This is a genomic window from Flavobacterium sp. UBA7680 (assembly GCF_002482975.1).
GTDB lineage: Bacteria > Bacteroidota > Bacteroidia > Flavobacteriales > Flavobacteriaceae > Flavobacterium.
The window spans coordinates 23,791-42,511 of the sequence record NZ_DLHA01000032.1; the positions used below are offsets into that span (position 1 = coordinate 23,791).

The following is an 18,721-nucleotide window of genomic DNA, read 5'->3' on the forward strand; positions in this document are numbered from 1 at the left end:
AACATGAAACCTGAAACTTGAAACAAATTTTTTAACTTTGTAACATGAAAATAGAAATTTGGTCGGACATCATGTGTCCGTTTTGTTATATCGGAAAAAGACAGTTGGAAACGGCTTTAGCTGAATTTCCAAATAATGATTTTGAAATTGAGTGGAAAAGCTTTCAGCTTGATCCAACTATTACTCCACAACCAGAAAAAGACGTTTATACGTATTTAGCAGAACGAAAAGGCATGTCTGTTGAACAATCAAGAGAAATGCATAAAGGTGTCGCAGAACGCGCTAAAAGTGCTGGTTTAGATTATAACTTTGATAAAGCGGTTATTTCAAATTCTTTAGAAGCGCATAGAATTATTCAATTGGCTAAAACTAAAAAATTAGGCGATGAAATGGAGGAAATCTTCTTTAAAGCTTATTTTACAGAAGGAAGAGACTTAAACGACGGTCCAACTTTAATTGAATTAGCTGAAAAAGCAGGATTGAGTAAAAATGATGTTTTAGAAGTTCTGGAAAGCGAAAGTTTATATTTAAAAGAAGTTCAAAGCGATATTAAAGAAGCACAGGAAATTGGCGTGCAAGGAGTTCCGTTTTTTGTTTTTGACCGAAAATATGCCGTTTCGGGCGCTCAGCCAGTTGAAGCTTTTGTTCAGACAATTAAAGAAGGTTTAAAATAATTGAAATTAAAATAGTAAAACAAAACGGATGAGTAAATTGCTCATCCGTTTTGTTTTAATTTAATCACAAAGAAAACTTACTGCTCCTAATAAGGCCGCAATTTCATTATCTGTAGAAATAGAAACCTGTATTTCTAAATCGGATTCTTTTATGGTTTTATTAAATGATGAAAGAAATAAATCACTCGCATTAGCAATTTTTCCGCCAATAATAATATGATCTGCTGAGAAATTCTTTATCCAAGGAATTACAACTTCGGCTAAATCTTCTCCCATTGTTTCAAATACTTTTACAGCTTGCTGATCTCCATCTTTAGCTAAATCATAAAGCTCTAAACCATTTTTAAGCGAAAAACCACTTAACGTTTTATAATGAGATAAAAGACCTCTCACAGAAACATAATCTTCGGCAATACCTTCTTTATATTCGAGATTGTAAATTTCTCCATCTGTTGGCACTTGGTTTCCTGTACTTATTGAAACTCCTTTATCGATAAAACAAGCTCCTAATCCTGTACCTAAAGTAACCGCCATTACTTTTTTAGAAAGATTTTCCTGTTGTTTAAAAACTTCTCCTTTTCCAAAACAAACGGCATCATTTTCAAAAAGCACCGGAAAATCATTTGGAAAATTAAGACTTTCTAGCAGTAATTCTCTAACATTCAATCCGTAGAAATGTTCGTATTTAGATTGATCTTTAATCCAGCAAATTCCTTTTTCATAATCAAATGGGCCGGGCATGCAAACAGCAATTCCTGTAATATTTTCAACTTTTGAGTTTTCAATTGCTGTATTAATCACTTTCTTCCAAATATCTATTACTTGATTTACAGGCAAATTAGAGTCAAATGATTCTTTATATAATGAAAGTTCCATTACTTTCATTTCTGTTTTATTGATAACCGCCGCGGTAATATGTGTTCCTCCTATATCTAGCCCAATGGCATATGATGTATTCATTTTTAATCGTTTAGCTTTTTAGTACTAGATATTTTTGTCTTTTAAAATTTGAGGATAATGAATACTTGTGTGTACAATCATTTCTCCAAATAGTGTATTTGCCCATGCAAACCATTTACGCGTAAATTTGTTTACATCGTCTTTATGAAATGATTCGTGCATAAATCCGGTATCGGCATTTGTTTTAATCAAATTACTGATGCATGTTTTAATCTCTTTTTCGTCTACACTTGTAATCGCTCTCAAAACAATACTCATTGGCCAGATTGTATCAACTCCGGTATGCGGACCGCCAATTCCTTCTCCGGCTTTTCCTTTATAGAAAAACGGATTGTTTTCTGAAAGCACAACTTTACGAGTATTTAGATATAAAGGATCGTTTGGAGCAATTGCACCCAAATAAGGAAGTGATAATAATGAAGGAACATTGGCATCATCCATCATGTGAAAACTGCCGAATCCGTTTACTTCAAAAGCAATGATTTTTCCGAATTTTGGATGTTCTATAATTCCGTTTTCTTTTAAACCTTTTTGAACCTGATCTCTTAGCTCTGTAGCTTTGGCAACCAAATCATTGTCTTTTAAAGCGGGTAAAGAGAAAATTTCGATTAAATAACCTAATACTTCAATCGCAAACATATTGCTTGGAATTAAATACCCAAACAAAGTACTGTCATCACTTGGTCTAAAAGTAGAAACAATTAAACCGCAAGGTTTTACCGGATAACCGTAACCACCTAACGGAACTCCGTCTGTAGCCCAGGCAGTTTGACGCTGAAAACTATATGGACCGCCTTTTCCATCTAATCTTTGCTGTTCTTTAAAAGTTTGCAGAATCAACAACATGGCTTCTTTCCATTTTGCATCAAACAAACTGATATCTCCGGTTTCTTTCCAATATCCGTGAGCTAGTCGAACGGGATAACACAAACTGTCAATTTCCCATTTTCTTTCGTGAATTCCGGGCTGCATTTTAGTCAGGTCGTTTTTCCATTCGCTTTCTTTGGTAAAATCTTTATAAAAAGCATTGGCATAAGGATCAAGCAAAATACATTTCGCCTGACGATTGATTACTCCTTTTACTAGTTCGGCTAGTTTTGGATCTTCTTTTACAAATGGAATATAAGGCCAAATCTGCGCTGTACTGTCACGCAGCCACATTGCATCAATATCTCCTGTAATTACGTATGTATCCGGTTTACCGTCGATGATTTCAAAATCGACTGTAGTGTCTAATGTATTTGGAAAACAGTTTTCAAATAACCAGGCCAATTCCGGATTTGCTATTTGTTTTTTGATTCTCACAATTGCCGCTTCGACTGCTTTACTTGTAAATTTTCTTTCGGCTAGCGGAGGTCTTTTACTGATAAAATCTTTTAAAGGAAACTGAAATGTATCTGAATTAAGTCCAAAAACATCCGTTTGAAGCGCTAATAATCCTGCGGAAAAAATTCCTGTATTTTTTATAAATTTTCTACGTGACTGCATAAATTTTACTTTGAAGTTGAATAAGAATATGGATACGCCTCTGATGTTGTACCTCTTTTTAAATTTGGAGAACTGGTCATGTCAAAATTCAATTCTCCGCCTTTTAATACATCAAAATGATTGATATAGTTTTTAGTATAAGATGCATTATCCCATTTCAATTCATTTACATACTTGCTTACATCTGAATTATTTGGGGCATTTATAATAAGCTGTTTTCCGTTTTCAAGCTGTAAAGTTGTTTTCTTAAATAATGGCGCGCCTAAAACGTATTCTTCTGTTGCGGGACAAACCGGATAAAATCCCATTGCAGAGAAAATATACCAGGCAGAAGTCTGTCCGTTATCTTCATCACCGCAATATCCATCTGGCGTTGGTTTGTATAATCGGTTCATCACTTCTCTTGACCAATATTGCGTTTTCCAAGGTTCGCCTGCATAATTGTATAAATAAATCATGTGCTGAATGGGCTGATTTCCGTGTGCGTATTGCCCCATATTCATGATTTGCATTTCTCTAATTTCATGAATAACAGAACCGTAATAAGTATCATCAAAAACCGGAGGCGTTGTAAATACAACGTCTAATTTTGAAGTGAATTTTTTCTCTCCGCCCATCAAATCAATTAACCCCTGAATGTCGTGAAATACGCTCCAGCTGTAATGCCAGCTGTTTCCTTCTGTAAAAGCATCTCCCCATTTAAACGGATTAAAGTTTGGCGGAAAACTGCCGTCTTTATTACGTCCGCTCATTAATCCGATTGACGGATTAAATAACTTTTTATAATTCATCATTCGCTTTTCAAGCAGATTGATTTCTTTTTTCGGACGATCTAAGGCTTTTGCTAATTTCCAGATTGCAAAATCATCATAAGCATATTCAAGCGTTCTGGCTGCATTTTCATTAATCTCAACATCGTAAGGAACGTATCCTAAAGTATTGTAATACTGTACTCCTTTTCTACCTACAGCTTCCAGCGGGCCTTCGTTATTGGCTCCGTGTTGCAAAGCTTCGTATAAAATATTAATGTCATAACCGCGTAATCCTTTCATATAAGCATCAGAAACTACTGAGGCAGAATTATTCCCCACCATAACGTTTCTAAAGCCCGGGCTCGACCATTCTGGTAAAAACCCGCCTTCTTTATAATCGTTTATTAAACCTTCCTGCATTTCTTTATTTATAGAAGGATAAACTAAATTTAGCAAAGGATATAAGGCACGGAATGTATCCCAAAAGCCTGTTCCTGCATACATATATCCCGGTAAAACTTTCCCATTATACGGGCTGTAATGCACAATTTGGCCTTCTTTATTTATTTCATATTGTTTTTGCGGAAAACAAACGGTGCGGTATAAACAAGAATAGAAAGTTTTTAACTGATCTTCGTTTGTATCTTCAACCGTAATTTTCCCTAAAACTTTGTTCCATTCGTTTTTAGATTGTGCCAAAGTTTCTTCGAATGATGCTGAACCTAATTCGTTCTTTAAAGTCAGTTCAGCTTGTTCCGGACTTATAAAAGAAGAAGCTACTTTTACGTTAACTTTTTCTCCTTTCTTGGTTTTAAATTCAACTATTGCACCTGTATGAAGTCCAACTGCTTCTAATTTGTCTTTAATCAAAACTCTATCAATACAAGTATAATTTGTTGCAAATGGTTTATCAAATATTAAAACAAAATAGTTTTTAAAGTTTTGAGGAACGCCGCCGCTGTTACGGGTTGTATAACCGATAATTTTATTTTCTGACGGAATTATTTTGATATAAGATCCTTTGTCGAATGCATCAATTACAATTGAAGATTTTTCGTTTTCAGGAAAAGTAATTTGAAAATGTGCTGCTCGTTCTGTAGTAGTAATTTCTGTTGTTACATCATAATCAGCCAGATAAACGCTGTAATAATAAGGCTTTGAAACTTCTGCTTTATGACTGAACCAACTCGCTCTTTCCTCTTCGGCGAAAGCCACTTTACCTGTAACAGGCATAATCGAAAACTGACCGTAATCATTCATCCACGGTGAAGGCTGGTGCGTTTGCTTAAATCCTCTTATTTTTTCTGCGGTATAGGTATACGCCCATCCGTCGCCCATTTTACCGGTTTGCGGTGTCCAGAAATTCATTCCCCAAGGCCTGCAGATTGCGGGATAGGTATTCCCGTTTGAAAGATTATGCAGCGACTGCGTTCCCATTAACGGGTTTACATATTCTACGGGTTCTTTAACTTGTGCATTTACAGAAATGCAATACTGTATTAATCCAAAAAAAATTAAACTTTTTATTTTCATAGTTTTTGTTTTTTTATGCTATACGCTTTAAGCTGTAGGCTTTAGGCTAAAAATCTAAAATCTAAACTCTTAAATCTAAAATCAATTAGACCTGTTTTCTTTCTTTACTCCAAATGTCAAGGATGGCTTGCTTCCCATATATAATTTGAATTCTCCACCTTGAGCTATCATTTCTTGTGTGATATATGATTTTGTATACGGTTGTCCGTTATACTCTGCTCTTTGAATGTAAATATTATCAGCGCTGTTATCAATTGCATTTATTTTAAATGAAATTCCTTTTTTATAATTTATAACTGCTGTATTTACTAACGGACTTCCTAAAACGTAAATTCCGTTTGCAGGATTTACAGAATAAAACCCCATTGAAGATAAAACATACCAAGCCGACATTTGACCTAAATCTTCGTTACCGCATAATCCGTCTGGTTTTGTTGAGTAAAATTTATCATCTATTTCACGGATTAATTTTGCCGTTTTCCAAGGCTGTCCTGCAAAAGCATACAAATACGGAATATGATGATTCGGTTCATTTCCGTGAGCGTACTGCCCTATTAAACCGCTGATATCTGGTGAAACATCTTCTCCTTCTACTTTATCGGTTATTAAAAACAGAGCATCCAGTTTGTTTAAAAAGCTCTCTTCACTTCCAAATAAATCGATTAGACCATAAGGATCCTGAGGAACTAACCAAGTATACTGCCACGCATTTCCTTCTACATAATCATCTTTTCGATGTGCTGATGAAAGCGGATTAAATGGTGTTCTCCATTTTCCATTGGTTAATTTACCTCTCATGAAAGTAGTTTCTTTATCAAAATAAAGTTTGTATAAATTGGCTCTTTTGGTGAAATAAGTATAATCTTCTGTTTTATTTAGAGCTTTTGCCATTTGTGCAATACAATAATCATCGATTGCATATTCAAGAGCATTTCCAACAGATTCCAGCATTTTATCGGCTGGGATATATTCTAATTTCTGAACATAATCCATTCCGTCGCGGGTTTGCATGGCTGTTTTTTTGATGGCTTCGTAAGCTAATTCGGTATCATAATCTCGGTATCCTTTTAAGTATGCATCGACAATAACAGCAATTGAATGATTTCCGTTCATTGTATTGGTTTCATTGCCCATTAAATGCCAAACAGGTAATCTTCCTTGCTGCAGATAAATTGCCAAAAATGATTTAACAATATCATTAATTTTTTCCGGCTGTGTAATCGTGTATAAAGGATGTAGACCGCGATACGTATCCCAAAGTGAAAAAGTCGTGTAGTTTGTAAAATTCGCTTTTTCGTAGACTTTTTTATCTGTTCCCAGATAATCTCCGTTGGCATCATTGAAAATAGATGGCGCAAACATGGTGTGATACAAAGAAGTATAGAAAACTTTCATTGTTTTTTCGTCTCCTTTTATCTGAATTTTATTAAGCTCTTTGTTCCATTTTGAATTGGCTTCTTTTGCTGTTTTATCAAAATCCCAAGTCGGAATTTCGGCTTTAATATTCGCTGCAGCATTCTCTGAACTTACCGGAGATATTCCAACTTTTACCAGGACTTGTTTGTTTTTTAATGTAGCAAAATCTAAAATCGCTTTCATTTTTAAACCTTCACCTCCATGACCTCTTACCACAGCAGTACTATCATATAAAACAATATTTGTTATTGGTTCAGAAAATTCCATAGAAAAATAAATACGTTGATCTGCTGCCCAGCCCGCAGAATAACGATAACCTTCAATTTTAGTTTCATCAACTTTTCTTATAAAGGTTTTTACGGGTCTGTCCCAGCCAATTCCGTCTGCAAGGTCTACTAAAACATGAGCATCATCATCTGAGTTGAAAGTGTATTTATGAAAACCTACTCTTTCACTCGCAGTTAATTCTGCTTTGATGTTGTATTTATCTAATAAAACGCTGTAATATCCAGGTTTTACAATTTCGTTATTATGAGAGAAATAAGAGCCATAACCGGTTGTCATGTCTTCTTTTGTTCCTTTGGTAAGTGCCACTTTTCCTGATACCGGCAAAAGTAAAATATCATTTAAATCACCAATTCCTGTTCCGCTTAAGTGTGTATGCGTAAATCCTAAAATTGTATTACTCGCATAATTATAACCACTGCACCAATCCCAGCCTTCAAAAACATTTACAGGCCCTAATTGCACAGCTCCAAATGGAACATTTGCACCAACAAATATGTGACCGTGACCCGCAGATCCTATCAACGGATTTACATATTGTGTGTAATTTATGTCTGTTGTTTTTGTTTGTTTTGTTTGTTTTGTGTGTTTTGCCTTTTTATGCTGTGATATTGCTGGATTTGCAAAAAATAGGTTTAAAGCTAAAAAGCCGCTAAATATTATTCTCATTTATTTTTATTTTTGATTGCGTAATGTTTTAGCCCACTGATTGCAAGGATTAAACAGATTGACGCAAATGTTTTTTAATTTATATGTGTTAGACGCACTGCTGTGCGTCTGTACGGAAAATCTTTGTCACTTTTATTATATTGGTTTAGCCCACGGATTATGCGGATTAAACAGATTTACACGAATGTTTTAATTTCTATGTGTTAGACGCACTGCTGTGCGCCTCTACGGAAAACCTTTGTCGCTTTGTCACTTTGCCCCTTTGTCACTTTCTTAGCAACTTAGAACCTTAGCCTCTTAGTACCTTCCTAAAATCTCATATAGAGAAAAAACCTTAATCTCCGGATTAACAATTTTCCCTTCAAATGAAATTATTTTCTCTTCTCCGGCGGCTAAATCTATGTAATTATCGCTCCATTTTCCGGTGTATCCTTTCATGGAAATGTAAACATATTTTGCCTGCTTTTGGGCTTTTAAAATTACTTTATTTCCTTTTATCTGCCAGCTTATTTTCGGGTCTTCTAATTTTAAATCTATTGGGCGTGTAAGATCAATTTCTGGCGTTTTATCATCTCTGTACGCTTCCCGAATCGCATACCAACCTGCTTTTGGCTGTCGGTTATCATAATCTGTTATACTCCAGCTTGCAACGGGCCAGCAATCGTTTAACTGCCATACTAAAGTTCCCATATTATAAGGCGCTTTAGATCGATGAATGCCTACTATATTTTTTATTGAATAATATTGTAAACATTGTGTCAGATACGTATAATCTTCCACATTCATCTTTTTTATTTTGGTTGAATCGATAAAATATCGGTTCAAATACGAATTCAGTTTTATAAATCCTTTGCCTGATTTTTGATGCGCATTTATTACATCTGAATATAAATGTCGGTCTTCCGGCAATGTGAAATTTTCTATAGAAGAATAATTCGGCATAGACAACATTCCGTATTCACTCACAAATCGTCCTGTTTTTTTCTGTGTTGCTTCAATATCTTCTAATCCCCACCATAAACCCCAATAATGGCTGTCTCCTTCGGTAATACTTTTTTGTTTGGACCAATGATGTAAAGGCGAAGAACTTAAATACGGACGTTTATCATCGACTTCTTTAACCCATTTTGGAATACTATCGTGAAATAAACGAACGTAATCGTGCCACAAACGGGTTGAATCTTGTTTTGACAATTTCATACTTCTCATCCATCCCCAATTTTTAAAGGCTTCGTCAGATTCGTTATTGCCGCACCACAAAACTATACTTGGATGATGGCGCAGACGTTTTACCTGATATTGCACTTCTTCTTTTACATTATCAAAAAATGCTTTATCGCCGGGAACCATTGTGCCGGCAAACATGAAATCCTGCCAGACATTAATGCCGTATTTATCGCATAAATCATAAAAATAATCGTCTTCATAAATTCCGCCGCCCCAAATACGAAGCATATTCATATTCGCATCTTTGGCAGATAAAACTACTTTTTCGTATTCTTTTTTAGTTAACCTTGAAAGAAATGCATCTGACGGAATATAATTGGCACCTTTCATATAAACCGGTTTTCCATCAATCTTAAAATAAAAAGATCGGCCAAGACTATCCGGTTCTTGTACTAATTCAATTTTACGATTAAGAACGTATGGTTTCTCTGGAGTTTTTTCGTCATAAGCTTCAAGTCTCGGCGTTTTCCAAATTCCGCAAGTTGTAAATTTTGGTCCCCAATCCCATCCAAAATGATATTGTGCTTTGCGAACATAAGCACGCGAATTGTCTGGAATTTTAAAAGGCAGATCTTTTTTAGCAAGCGAATCAACAACATTTTGTGCCGATTGAAATACTATAACTAAATTATTATCACCAGATTTGAGTACCTTTTTGACATCAACACGCCATTGACGAAACATATTATCAGCTTTTAAAACCAGCTGATTATTTAGGTATACAGATGCATACGTATCTAATCCGTCAAAAACCAATTCTGTGTTTTTCTTTTTCAGCATTGCTGCCGCAACTTTAAATGTGGTTTTATATTCCCAGTTTTTGCGTTCTATCCACAATAACTTCTTTTCGTTGTCCCTGTAAAATGGATCTGGAATTAATTTATTGTTGAGTAAATCGGTATGGATTTCTCCCGGAACTGTCGCTGGAAACCACTTTTGTGTTTTTTCTTCCCGATAATTCCAATTGTTCTTCAAATCAACATTTTGAGCGAAAGCTGTCCATGAAAAATTTGAAAGACAAAGGAAAATTATCCAAAGAAATTTTGTTTGAAAATTCATTTTATTCTAATACTATTTATACCTTTTAAAGTTACTAAAAAAGGCATAATAATTTAATCATTTGGCAGTTTAGAGAAGGAATTGAACGTACTAAAGTTATTCCTTCTCCTTAGAATTTATTTTTCGTTATTAACTCAAAAAAACAACTCGAAATATTTTCTTTTACTACTGCCTTATGTATGCTTTTAATTTGATTTGGGTTGTTTTTAATTCTGATTATCAATGAACTTTAAACATCTGTATTGTTGTGAGATTTTTTTATTTTTTGAAGATAATCCCATCTTTTTCAGCAGAGCACTCTTTGCTGCTGCGAAAAAAAAGGTTTTTAAATCAATAAATTAAACTCGTTTAATACGGATTGTTATTACCCCATTTATAAAGAGATTTAAAAATAAGCCGGGCATGCTCAGTACCCGACTTATTTTAACTAACCAACCAATTTAAAAATTATTTATCCCACCAGATTCTAGTGGTCATTAAATCTAAACCTTGACGTTGAATTGCTTCTCTATAATTAGCCGCGTTTGTAACAAGCTCTGACTGATCATAAATTAATCTTCTTGGAATAGTTCCCTGTGTATCTCCTGTTGGGTCATTAACCGGAACTAATACTGGGTAACCTGTTCTTCTGTATTCTGAAAATGCTTCAAAACCATTGAATAATAAAACAATCCATTTTTGTGTAATAATCTGCTCGATTTTTTGTGCATCTGTTCCAGCAGTTTTATAAGGATACGTTGTGATGTAAGTGTTGTATTCTGCTGTTGTAACTGCAGGCACTTTATCTCCAAAAATGGTTAAAATATTCATTGCAGCTTTTACTCCGTTTTCATAATAAGTCTGTGCAGATCCGCCAACATTCCATCCTTTTACTGAAGCTTCTGCCAATATAAATTGAACTTCTGCATAAGACATAATTAATGTAGGTGCGTCTAAACGTAATACTGTTGATGTATTAGGATCTGAGAAAAGTTTTTTGTCTCCTCCCGGAAATTCTTTAGCATCATTAGCTAAACCTTGCTGACTTGCCGGATTGTTATTTCCTGTAGCTTCCAATTTTGCATAAATTCTTAAACGTGGATCGTTTGTGTTTTTCAACAAATCGATAAATGTTTTACTGAATTTGATGTTTGATTCTCCACCATTTAAGTCATTTCTAACCCATGAAGAAGTAATTGGATTTGTTTTAACCCCAGCAGGACCTGCATCGTGTTTTAAAACTAAACTATCATCATTTGAAGTAAAAACTCCTTTTGAGTATGCTTTTTCTACATATTCTTTTGCTTTCGCAGGATTTACTTTAGACAAACGCATTGCTACTCTCAACATTAAAGAGTTTGCTAGTTTTTTCCATCTTGCTACATCACTTTGGTAATACAAGTCGGCATTGCCTACAAATGGTTTTCCAGCATCTAAAGCAGTTCCTGCTTCATCCAATTCTTTTAAAAGATCATTGTAAATAGCTTCCTGCGTATCGTATTTTGGAGAAAAAACGTTTCCGTTATATCCTTTTCCAGCGTCGAAATAAGGAACTTCACCATACGTATCTGTTAATTTTTGGAACAAGAAAACTTTCATGATTCTACAAGCCTGAATCATATTTGAATTTTCAGGAGTATTATCTATTACTGATAATAATTGGAAAATTTGGTTTAATCCTTTTCCGTATGTTTCACCAAAAAGTGCTGCTGAATATTCAGAAGAATACGTGTACTTAGAACCTGGTCCTCCAAGTGAAGAAAACTGCTGTACGATTTGTGCAGCGTATAAGTTATTTCCTCTGGTGTTAGAAAAATCTTGTCCGTCAACATAGATCTCTGCAAGTGTAAACATTGATTTTACAGCTGGATCTGTTAATGCATTTGGATTCTTATTCATTTCTTCGAATCCTTTATCGCATGAAGCTAATGTCAAGGCACTAACAATTGCGACACAAAATATTTTTATATATCTATTTTTCATCTTTTTAAATATTAGAATTTGACATTAAGAGCAAAACCATAATTTCTTGTCAATGGCATTGAAGCTCTCTCCATACCTTGTGCATTACTATTAGAATAGTTTGACTCTGGATCAATGTTTGGCACTTTGTCATAAATTGTCCATAAATTATGAGCAGAAAATGCTAAACTAACAGACTGAAATGGTGTTTTTTGTAAAAACATTTTTGGAAAATTATAAGCAAAAGAAATCGCTCTTAGTTTCACAAAATCAGCATCGTATACAAAGTTTGATGTTACATCACTATAACTTCTCCAGTAATCGTATGCAGAAACTGTTGTGTTAACAGCGTTTCCGTTTACATCTTTTCCGCTTACTGCTACACCGCCTTCACGTCCTGGAAGTGTCATTTCAGATAGTCCGTAACGAGCTCCTAACTGGTTTGTTGCAGAATAGATTTCTCCTCCAAATTTAGCATCAACAAAAACTGAAAGTGTAAAGTTTTTATAAGAGAAATCATTTGAAAGTCCCATTGAAGTTGGTGCAACACCTTGTCCAGCAATGATTAAATCTCCTCTCATGAATTTACCGTTTGTATCAAGAACAATATTTCCGCTGGCATCTCTTAAATAATCATACGCTTTAATAACTCCAAAAGGCTGCCCTTTTTCTAAAACTACGTTAGCTCTACCGTCTCTGTTTCCTTCTAATGATTTTGTTGTAATTTTATCAGAAAGGCTGATAACTTCACTATCATTATAAGCAAAATTATAACCTACGCTCCAAGCAAAACTTGGTGTTTTTATTGCTTTTACACTAATAGCAAACTCCACCCCTTTGTTCAGGATTTCTCCAACGTTGATTTTTGTAGTTCTGTAACCAGAAGCCTGAGAAACGTCAGCATCTGTAATATCATTTGTTGTTTTCTTGTGGTAGAAAGTCAAATCTGTACTTACTCTGTTATTGAAGAATGTGTTTTCAAAACCAAATTCGATTGTACTTACATTGTAAGGTTTCAAAGTTCTGTTTGGAATTGTTTCTCCATTAACTCCTAAAATTGGCTGTCCTAAAGAATCTGTTTGTCCGTCTGGCGTAGTATAAGTCAATGCTAAAGCATAAGCTTCTGGCAATGCACCTCCAACGTTACCCCAGCCTGCTCTGAATTTTCCGTAAGAAATCCATTCAGGAAGACCTATAACTTCAGAGTAAATAAAACTTGAACTTACAGAAGGATAAAAAGTACTGTTGTTTTTAGGATCTAAAGTTGAAAACCAATCCTCACGACCTGTTAAACTTACATATAAGAAATCTTTGTATCCAAGATCAGCAGAGTAAAAAAGAGAGTTTACTTCACTTTCAGAAAATAATTTTTCTGTTTTGTCCGGCTGTGTATTTCCGTAGAAATATTCGAATGGAACAATAAAGTTGTTTCCTTTCATTTTAATACCGCTGTATCTGTTATGTTGACGGTTTGCACCAATGAAAGCATCTAAAGAAAGGTTTTTAACAATATTACCTTTGTACCCTAAGAAACCAGAAGCATTTACCTCAGAACGAGTTTCGATTCTGTTTTCGATAGATCCGCCTGGGCTGTAGTTAATTCCAGTTGGTTCGATTTCAGTATATTCGTAGTTGATATCATCAATTCCAAGTACACCTTTCGCATAAATCTTATCTGTAATATTGTAAGTTACTTTTGCAGAACCAATAAAACGTTTTCTAAGGTCATCGTTTAATGGTGATTTTGTTGCAAAATAAGGGTTTGTATGATATACGTTTGCTCCTAAAAAATCTTCTTCACCCCCGTTTGCATCATATGGATTACTTAACCATCTAATATCAGAACCTGGTGTCATGAAAGTAGTTGGGAAAGATGGGTTTCTTGGCGAGTCATTCAAATAAGGTCTGTTATGACTTTTCTCAGAAATATACTGTGCATTACTTTCGATGCTGATACTTTTATTTGGAGATGAATTTAAACTTAATGCCACGTTATTTCTACCAAAAGTAGTTCCCGGCATGATAGATTCATCTTTAGTATTTCCGAAAGATAATCTGAAATTAGTTGTTTCATTTCCTCCAGAAAGTGCTAAAGTATTACTGAAAGAATACCCGGTTCTGTAGAAATTTTCAACATTATCTTTTCCGTATGCTTTATAAGGTCTGGTTGTACCGTCTAAACCAAGAGAAGGTGTTCCATCATATTTATCACCCCAAGCAAAATAGTACGAATCTCTAAGTTCCTGCAGATTTGTAAATCTTGTTGGAACGCCACTTGCATTTGGAGCTCCAGCACCATATTGATCCTGCCAGTTTAAAAGACTTGCTGGTGTATTAAAAGTTGAATTTGTGTTGAAATCAACTCCAATTCCAGTTCCGTTTTTACCTTTTTTAGTTGTGATTAAGATAACACCATTTGATCCTCTGTACCCGTAAAGAGCAGAAGCGGCACTACCTTTTAATACTGACATCGAAGCAATATCATCTGGATTGAAAGAAGACATACCATCACCCTTGTCGGCACCTCCCCACATTCCTGCATTTCCTTGTTGTGTATTGTCAATTGGAATTCCGTCTACAACATACAATGGCTGGTTAAGCCCTGATGCAGAAGTTGCTCCACGAATAACAACACGGCTTGAACCAGATGGTCCTGTAACCGGAGCAGAAACGTTTACCCCCGCAATTTTACCTTGCAAAGCATTTCCTAAGTTAATTTCTTTATTTTTTGTCAGGTCGTCGCCTTTAAGTTCTCCAACGGCGTAACCCAGACTTTTCTTTTGTTTTTTCACTCCAAAAGAAGTTACTACAACATCTTTAAGTTCTTGTGTAGTTTCTGTTAAAGTAACAGCAGCTCTTGTTTCATTTTCCTGAAGTACTACTGACTTTGACTCAAATCCTATTGAAGATACGTTTAGGGTAACTTTACCTTCAGGAACATTCATTCTAAAACGCCCTTCGGCATCTGTAATTGCACTAAATGGTTTTCCTTGAACCTCGATTGATGCGGCAACAATTCCTTTGTTCTCTGCATCTGTTACTATGCCTGTTATTAATCGGTTTTGAGCCGCAGCACTTAAGCTGCCCAACAATACGATTGCCAACACTGCTAATATTCGTTTCATAAGCATTTTTTTTGGTTTGGGTTTTGGATTTTGTTTTGTTCGTTTGTGTTTGTTTTTGTTTTGTGTTTGTTTAAATAATTAATAAAATTTTGAACTTAATTGTGGATATAGAACCTTTCGGACAATACGGTGAATATTCAAAAAACGCGTTATCTTATGGTTTTTTCTTTAAAAAATACTTCTTAAAATACGGCGTTAACACCAGTAAATTCAAGGGTTGTTTTAACTAAATCGATTTAGTGAAATGACTAAAAAAATAGTCTTCTTCTTATTTTTACATTTTTCTCTTAAACTGATTCCCTAATGATCAATTTTCCTTTTTTGAGGACTTTTTCTATTTTAAAATCTTCATAATTTGTCATTTGGCTCATCAGCAATTGTATTGATTTTACGGCTATTTCTTCTATAGGCTGAGCAATTACTGAAATCATTGGCGTATGCAGTTCGAAACTGTCATGATCATCAAAACTTATTACAGCAATATCTTCCGGAATTTTATAATTTAAAATTCTGCAGGCCTGAAGCCCGGCAAGTCCCAAATAGTTAGATAAAAACAATACCGCATCAATTTCAGGATTTTCCTTAAAAAAATTGACAATGGAATCAATCCTGCTTTTTTCACTTACCTGATATTCTAAATGCAGCGTAAAATTTTCATTATAAATTCCTTCTTCTTTTAGAGCTTCTATATATCCTTTTTCCCGTAATTTCATCTGGATCATTCCAGTTTTAATATTTACAACGGCTATATTTTTTCGGCCTTTTTCAATTAAATACTTAACAGCAGAATAAGAACCTTCATAATTATCCATTGCCACGTGGCTTACTTTTTGATTGGCAAAATACCTGTCAATTAGTACAACCGGTTTTTGCATTTTTAAAAGCATACCAATGGTTCGCTCTAAATTTTTTGTTGGTGTAATAATAAATCCTTCAACATTTGCCTGCAAAAGGCTCTGCACTAATTCTTCAGAACGATCATTGTCATCACCTGTGCTGCAATAGAAAACCCTGTAATCTATATTTTTTGCTTCATCTTCAATTACTCTTGCCAAATCTGCAAAAAACTGGTTGGCTATATCTTCAACAATAAGTCCAATTGATCTTGTTTTTCCAGTTCGCAAACTGCTCGCAATCATGCTTGGTTTATACTGAAGTTTTTGGGCAACGTCCTGAACTTTTTTTATTACCGGCGGACTTATCGCCATTTTCTCTCCTTTACCATTGATAACAAAAGATACTGTAGAAATAGATACCTCTGCCTGTTTAGCAATATCTTTAATTGTAATCTTTTTCATCAGGTATTATTTATATTCTTGACTATTTTAGTACATGGCAAATATAGCAAACGAAACCAACAAAATCGTTTTAGTAAAATTTATTTTCAAAAAAATGATTTTTTTCTCCCAAAATAAAACAGAATTATCAGTAATCACGGTATTTTACTCACTTATTTCCATTTTGACTATAATAACGTTTTTAATAGTAAATGTGATAATTTGATAAGCTTTTGATGTGTTTTTAAGTTATTTTTTAGCTCTTATTTTGAAAAAAAATCTTCTTGAATTTTTGTTAATTTTAACTATTCTTTCAAAATTTGAAACAAAACTTAATGTGTAGTTTTAACGCAAAGCACGCTAAGTTTTTTTACATATAATTTTATAAAAAAAGTTCGCAAAGCTTGGTGAGTACAAACCTTTGCGAACTTTTCATATTGTAAATACAAAATATTGCGAAAAAAACTTAGCGTGCTTTGCGTTAAAAAAACATTCAGTTCAGAATCTAAAATCTAAAATCATATAACTCCCATCTTCTGCATTAAAAAAGTCGCGCTTTTATTTTTACAGATTCCGCTGCGGAGTTTATAGTCGAAATGCAGTTCGTTATTTTGAATCTCGACTTCAAAACATTGATTCGTTAAAGTTTCCGGATAATCATTAGTTGTTAAGCAGACTTCGATATCGTGTGTTGCAATGGCACCAATTGCTTTTTTGCCAATAACTTTTTTTACAACTTCAATAGTTCCGTTACGTTTATCATCAGAATTTGTTCCTCTTAAAATCTCATCTAATAAAACAAAAGCAGGGCCTTCTTCCAAGGCGTCCATAATTTGTTTTAGACGTTTGATTTCTGCAAAGAAATACGATTCGCTATCTGCCAAAGAATCTGATAATCGCATTGAAACTAAAACTGGAAGTGGATGAATATTAGCTTTTGAAGCACAAACAACTGAACCAATTCCGCCAAGAACCATATTAATCCCTAAGCTTCTTAAAAACGTACTTTTTCCAGACATGTTAGAACCGGTTAAAATCATAAAAGATTCCGGATAAAAATGAGTGTCATTCCCTACTCTTGTCGCTGGATTTAATAACGGATGACCTAAATTTTCAAACCCAATTTTATATTCTGAATTGATTTCAGGAAAAACAAAATCTGCATTGTTGAACGCTAAATTTGCGAAACTATTTAAAGCTTCAAATTCTCCAATAATATTAATCCAGTTCTCTAGTTCATGCGCGTAATCTTCTTTCCATTTTAAAAGCGCTTTTAAAACATGCAGATTAAACAGGAATGATCCGTTAAAAACAATAGCAGTAACAAAATTGCTAATCGTATCCATTCTAGAAAACAACTCTGATAATTGTTTTAAATGAGAACTCACTGATGCATTTTTAGAAACCAATTGTTTTTGTAATGCAATAAGTTTTTTAGATTCAAATTTTTCCAATTCTATCTTTTGAACCAATAGACTATAATGTTTAATCGTTTTATCAATATTATCTGCTTTGGCAATTTCAGATTGAATTCGTTTTAATGATCTTCCCAAAACAATTAAATTGAAAATAAAAATATAAGTCACGTAAGATAAAAGATTCGCTTTTGAAGTAATGAAGTAAGCAATTACAAAACCGAAAAAGAGTGCCGGAAGAATAAAAGACAGTGAAATTAAAACTTTAGATAAAGAATTATTTTTAAATGAAATCCAATGAATTAATGAGTCATAAGCACTTTTACTGTCAGTACTTACAATGGCAAGAGCTTCAAAATCCTGACGCCAGTCTATTTTGATTTTTAACTCCTTTATGGCTTCCTGATTTTCAAGAATAACTTCATTAGATGATAAACTTAATAATTTATCTGCTAATGTTTTTTTACCGATAAAAACAGCGGTTCTGTTTAAATTTTGAAATAAGGAGTGTTCTCCAAAAATATCCAGATCATAAGCATAAGGATGATGAAAATCATTGAATTCAATTCCGTTTTCAAAAGGAAGTTTTTCTCTTTTTAAGTACGATATTTCATCTTCATTAATTTTTAAAATAGCTTTTGTCAATTCTCTTTTAAAAGATAATTTTGAATGGATTCGCATTAAAAAAAGAAAACCAGCAAAAGATAAAAAAGCAGTTATGGCATATCCAATTTCATTAGTTTTGATGTAATAAAACAACATAAACAAACAAAAAAATATGCTTAAAAGTCGCAGAAGACTTATGCTGTTGTACCTTTTGCTGGTTTGATTAAAAACTTTTGAATAATGCTCGACCTTACTTAAATATGCTTCCATTTTTTAAATTTAATGAAATACAAA

Annotated in this window: 10 protein-coding genes; 1 reads left to right on the forward strand and 9 read right to left on the reverse strand. The window is 34.0% G+C overall.

Annotated elements, in window-relative coordinates; translation table 11 throughout:
- The first annotated feature begins 44 nt into the window (after window positions 1-44).
- On the forward strand, window positions 45-674 hold the full coding sequence (locus B3C18_RS14235; RefSeq protein WP_180860587.1) for a DsbA family oxidoreductase: 630 nt from the start codon (window positions 45-47) through the stop codon (window positions 672-674).
- 60 nt (window positions 675-734) lie between these two features.
- Here B3C18_RS14235 and B3C18_RS14240 read toward each other — a convergent pair whose 3' ends face one another.
- The 9 genes from B3C18_RS14240 to B3C18_RS14280 all read right to left on the reverse strand — a co-directional run bounded on the left by B3C18_RS14240 (window position 735) and on the right by B3C18_RS14280 (window position 18,697).
- Window positions 735-1,634: an ROK family protein gene (locus B3C18_RS14240; protein ID WP_291147875.1), complete on the reverse strand. Its 900-nt coding sequence runs from the start codon at window positions 1,632-1,634 to the stop codon at window positions 735-737.
- A 24-nt stretch (window positions 1,635-1,658) separates the two neighbouring features.
- Window positions 1,659-3,122, reverse strand: a complete 1,464-nt coding sequence (locus B3C18_RS14245; RefSeq protein ID WP_291147877.1) for a glycoside hydrolase family 125 protein — start codon at window positions 3,120-3,122, stop codon at window positions 1,659-1,661.
- A 5-nt stretch (window positions 3,123-3,127) separates the two neighbouring features.
- Entirely contained in the window at window positions 3,128-5,407 is a 2,280-nt protein-coding gene (locus tag B3C18_RS14250; RefSeq protein WP_291147879.1) for a GH92 family glycosyl hydrolase, read from the reverse strand.
- An 81-nt stretch (window positions 5,408-5,488) separates the two neighbouring features.
- On the reverse strand, window positions 5,489-7,777 hold the full coding sequence (locus B3C18_RS14255; protein WP_291147881.1) for a GH92 family glycosyl hydrolase: 2,289 nt from the start codon (window positions 7,775-7,777) through the stop codon (window positions 5,489-5,491).
- A gap of 297 nt (window positions 7,778-8,074) precedes the next feature.
- Window positions 8,075-10,063 carry a beta-mannosidase gene (locus tag B3C18_RS14260; protein ID WP_291147883.1) on the reverse strand — a complete coding sequence of 663 codons (1,989 nt, stop codon included), beginning with the start codon at window positions 10,061-10,063 and terminating at the stop codon, window positions 8,075-8,077.
- A gap of 447 nt (window positions 10,064-10,510) precedes the next feature.
- Window positions 10,511-12,025 (reverse strand): SusD/RagB family nutrient-binding outer membrane lipoprotein, encoded by a 1,515-nt coding sequence (locus B3C18_RS14265; protein ID WP_291147885.1) that lies wholly within the window; start codon window positions 12,023-12,025, stop codon window positions 10,511-10,513.
- Between the two features lie 11 nt (window positions 12,026-12,036).
- Complete coding sequence (locus tag B3C18_RS14270) at window positions 12,037-15,129, reverse strand: SusC/RagA family TonB-linked outer membrane protein (protein ID WP_291147887.1); 3,093 nt, start codon at window positions 15,127-15,129, stop codon at window positions 12,037-12,039.
- A 287-nt stretch (window positions 15,130-15,416) separates the two neighbouring features.
- A complete protein-coding gene (locus B3C18_RS14275; RefSeq protein ID WP_291147889.1) occupies window positions 15,417-16,427 on the reverse strand; it encodes a LacI family DNA-binding transcriptional regulator in 1,011 nt (336 codons plus the stop codon).
- A gap of 497 nt (window positions 16,428-16,924) precedes the next feature.
- The gene (locus tag B3C18_RS14280) at window positions 16,925-18,697 is read right to left on the reverse strand and encodes a MutS-related protein (protein WP_291147891.1); all 1,773 of its coding nucleotides are present in this window, start codon (window positions 18,695-18,697) and stop codon (window positions 16,925-16,927) included.
- Between the last annotated feature and the right edge of the window lie 24 nt (window positions 18,698-18,721).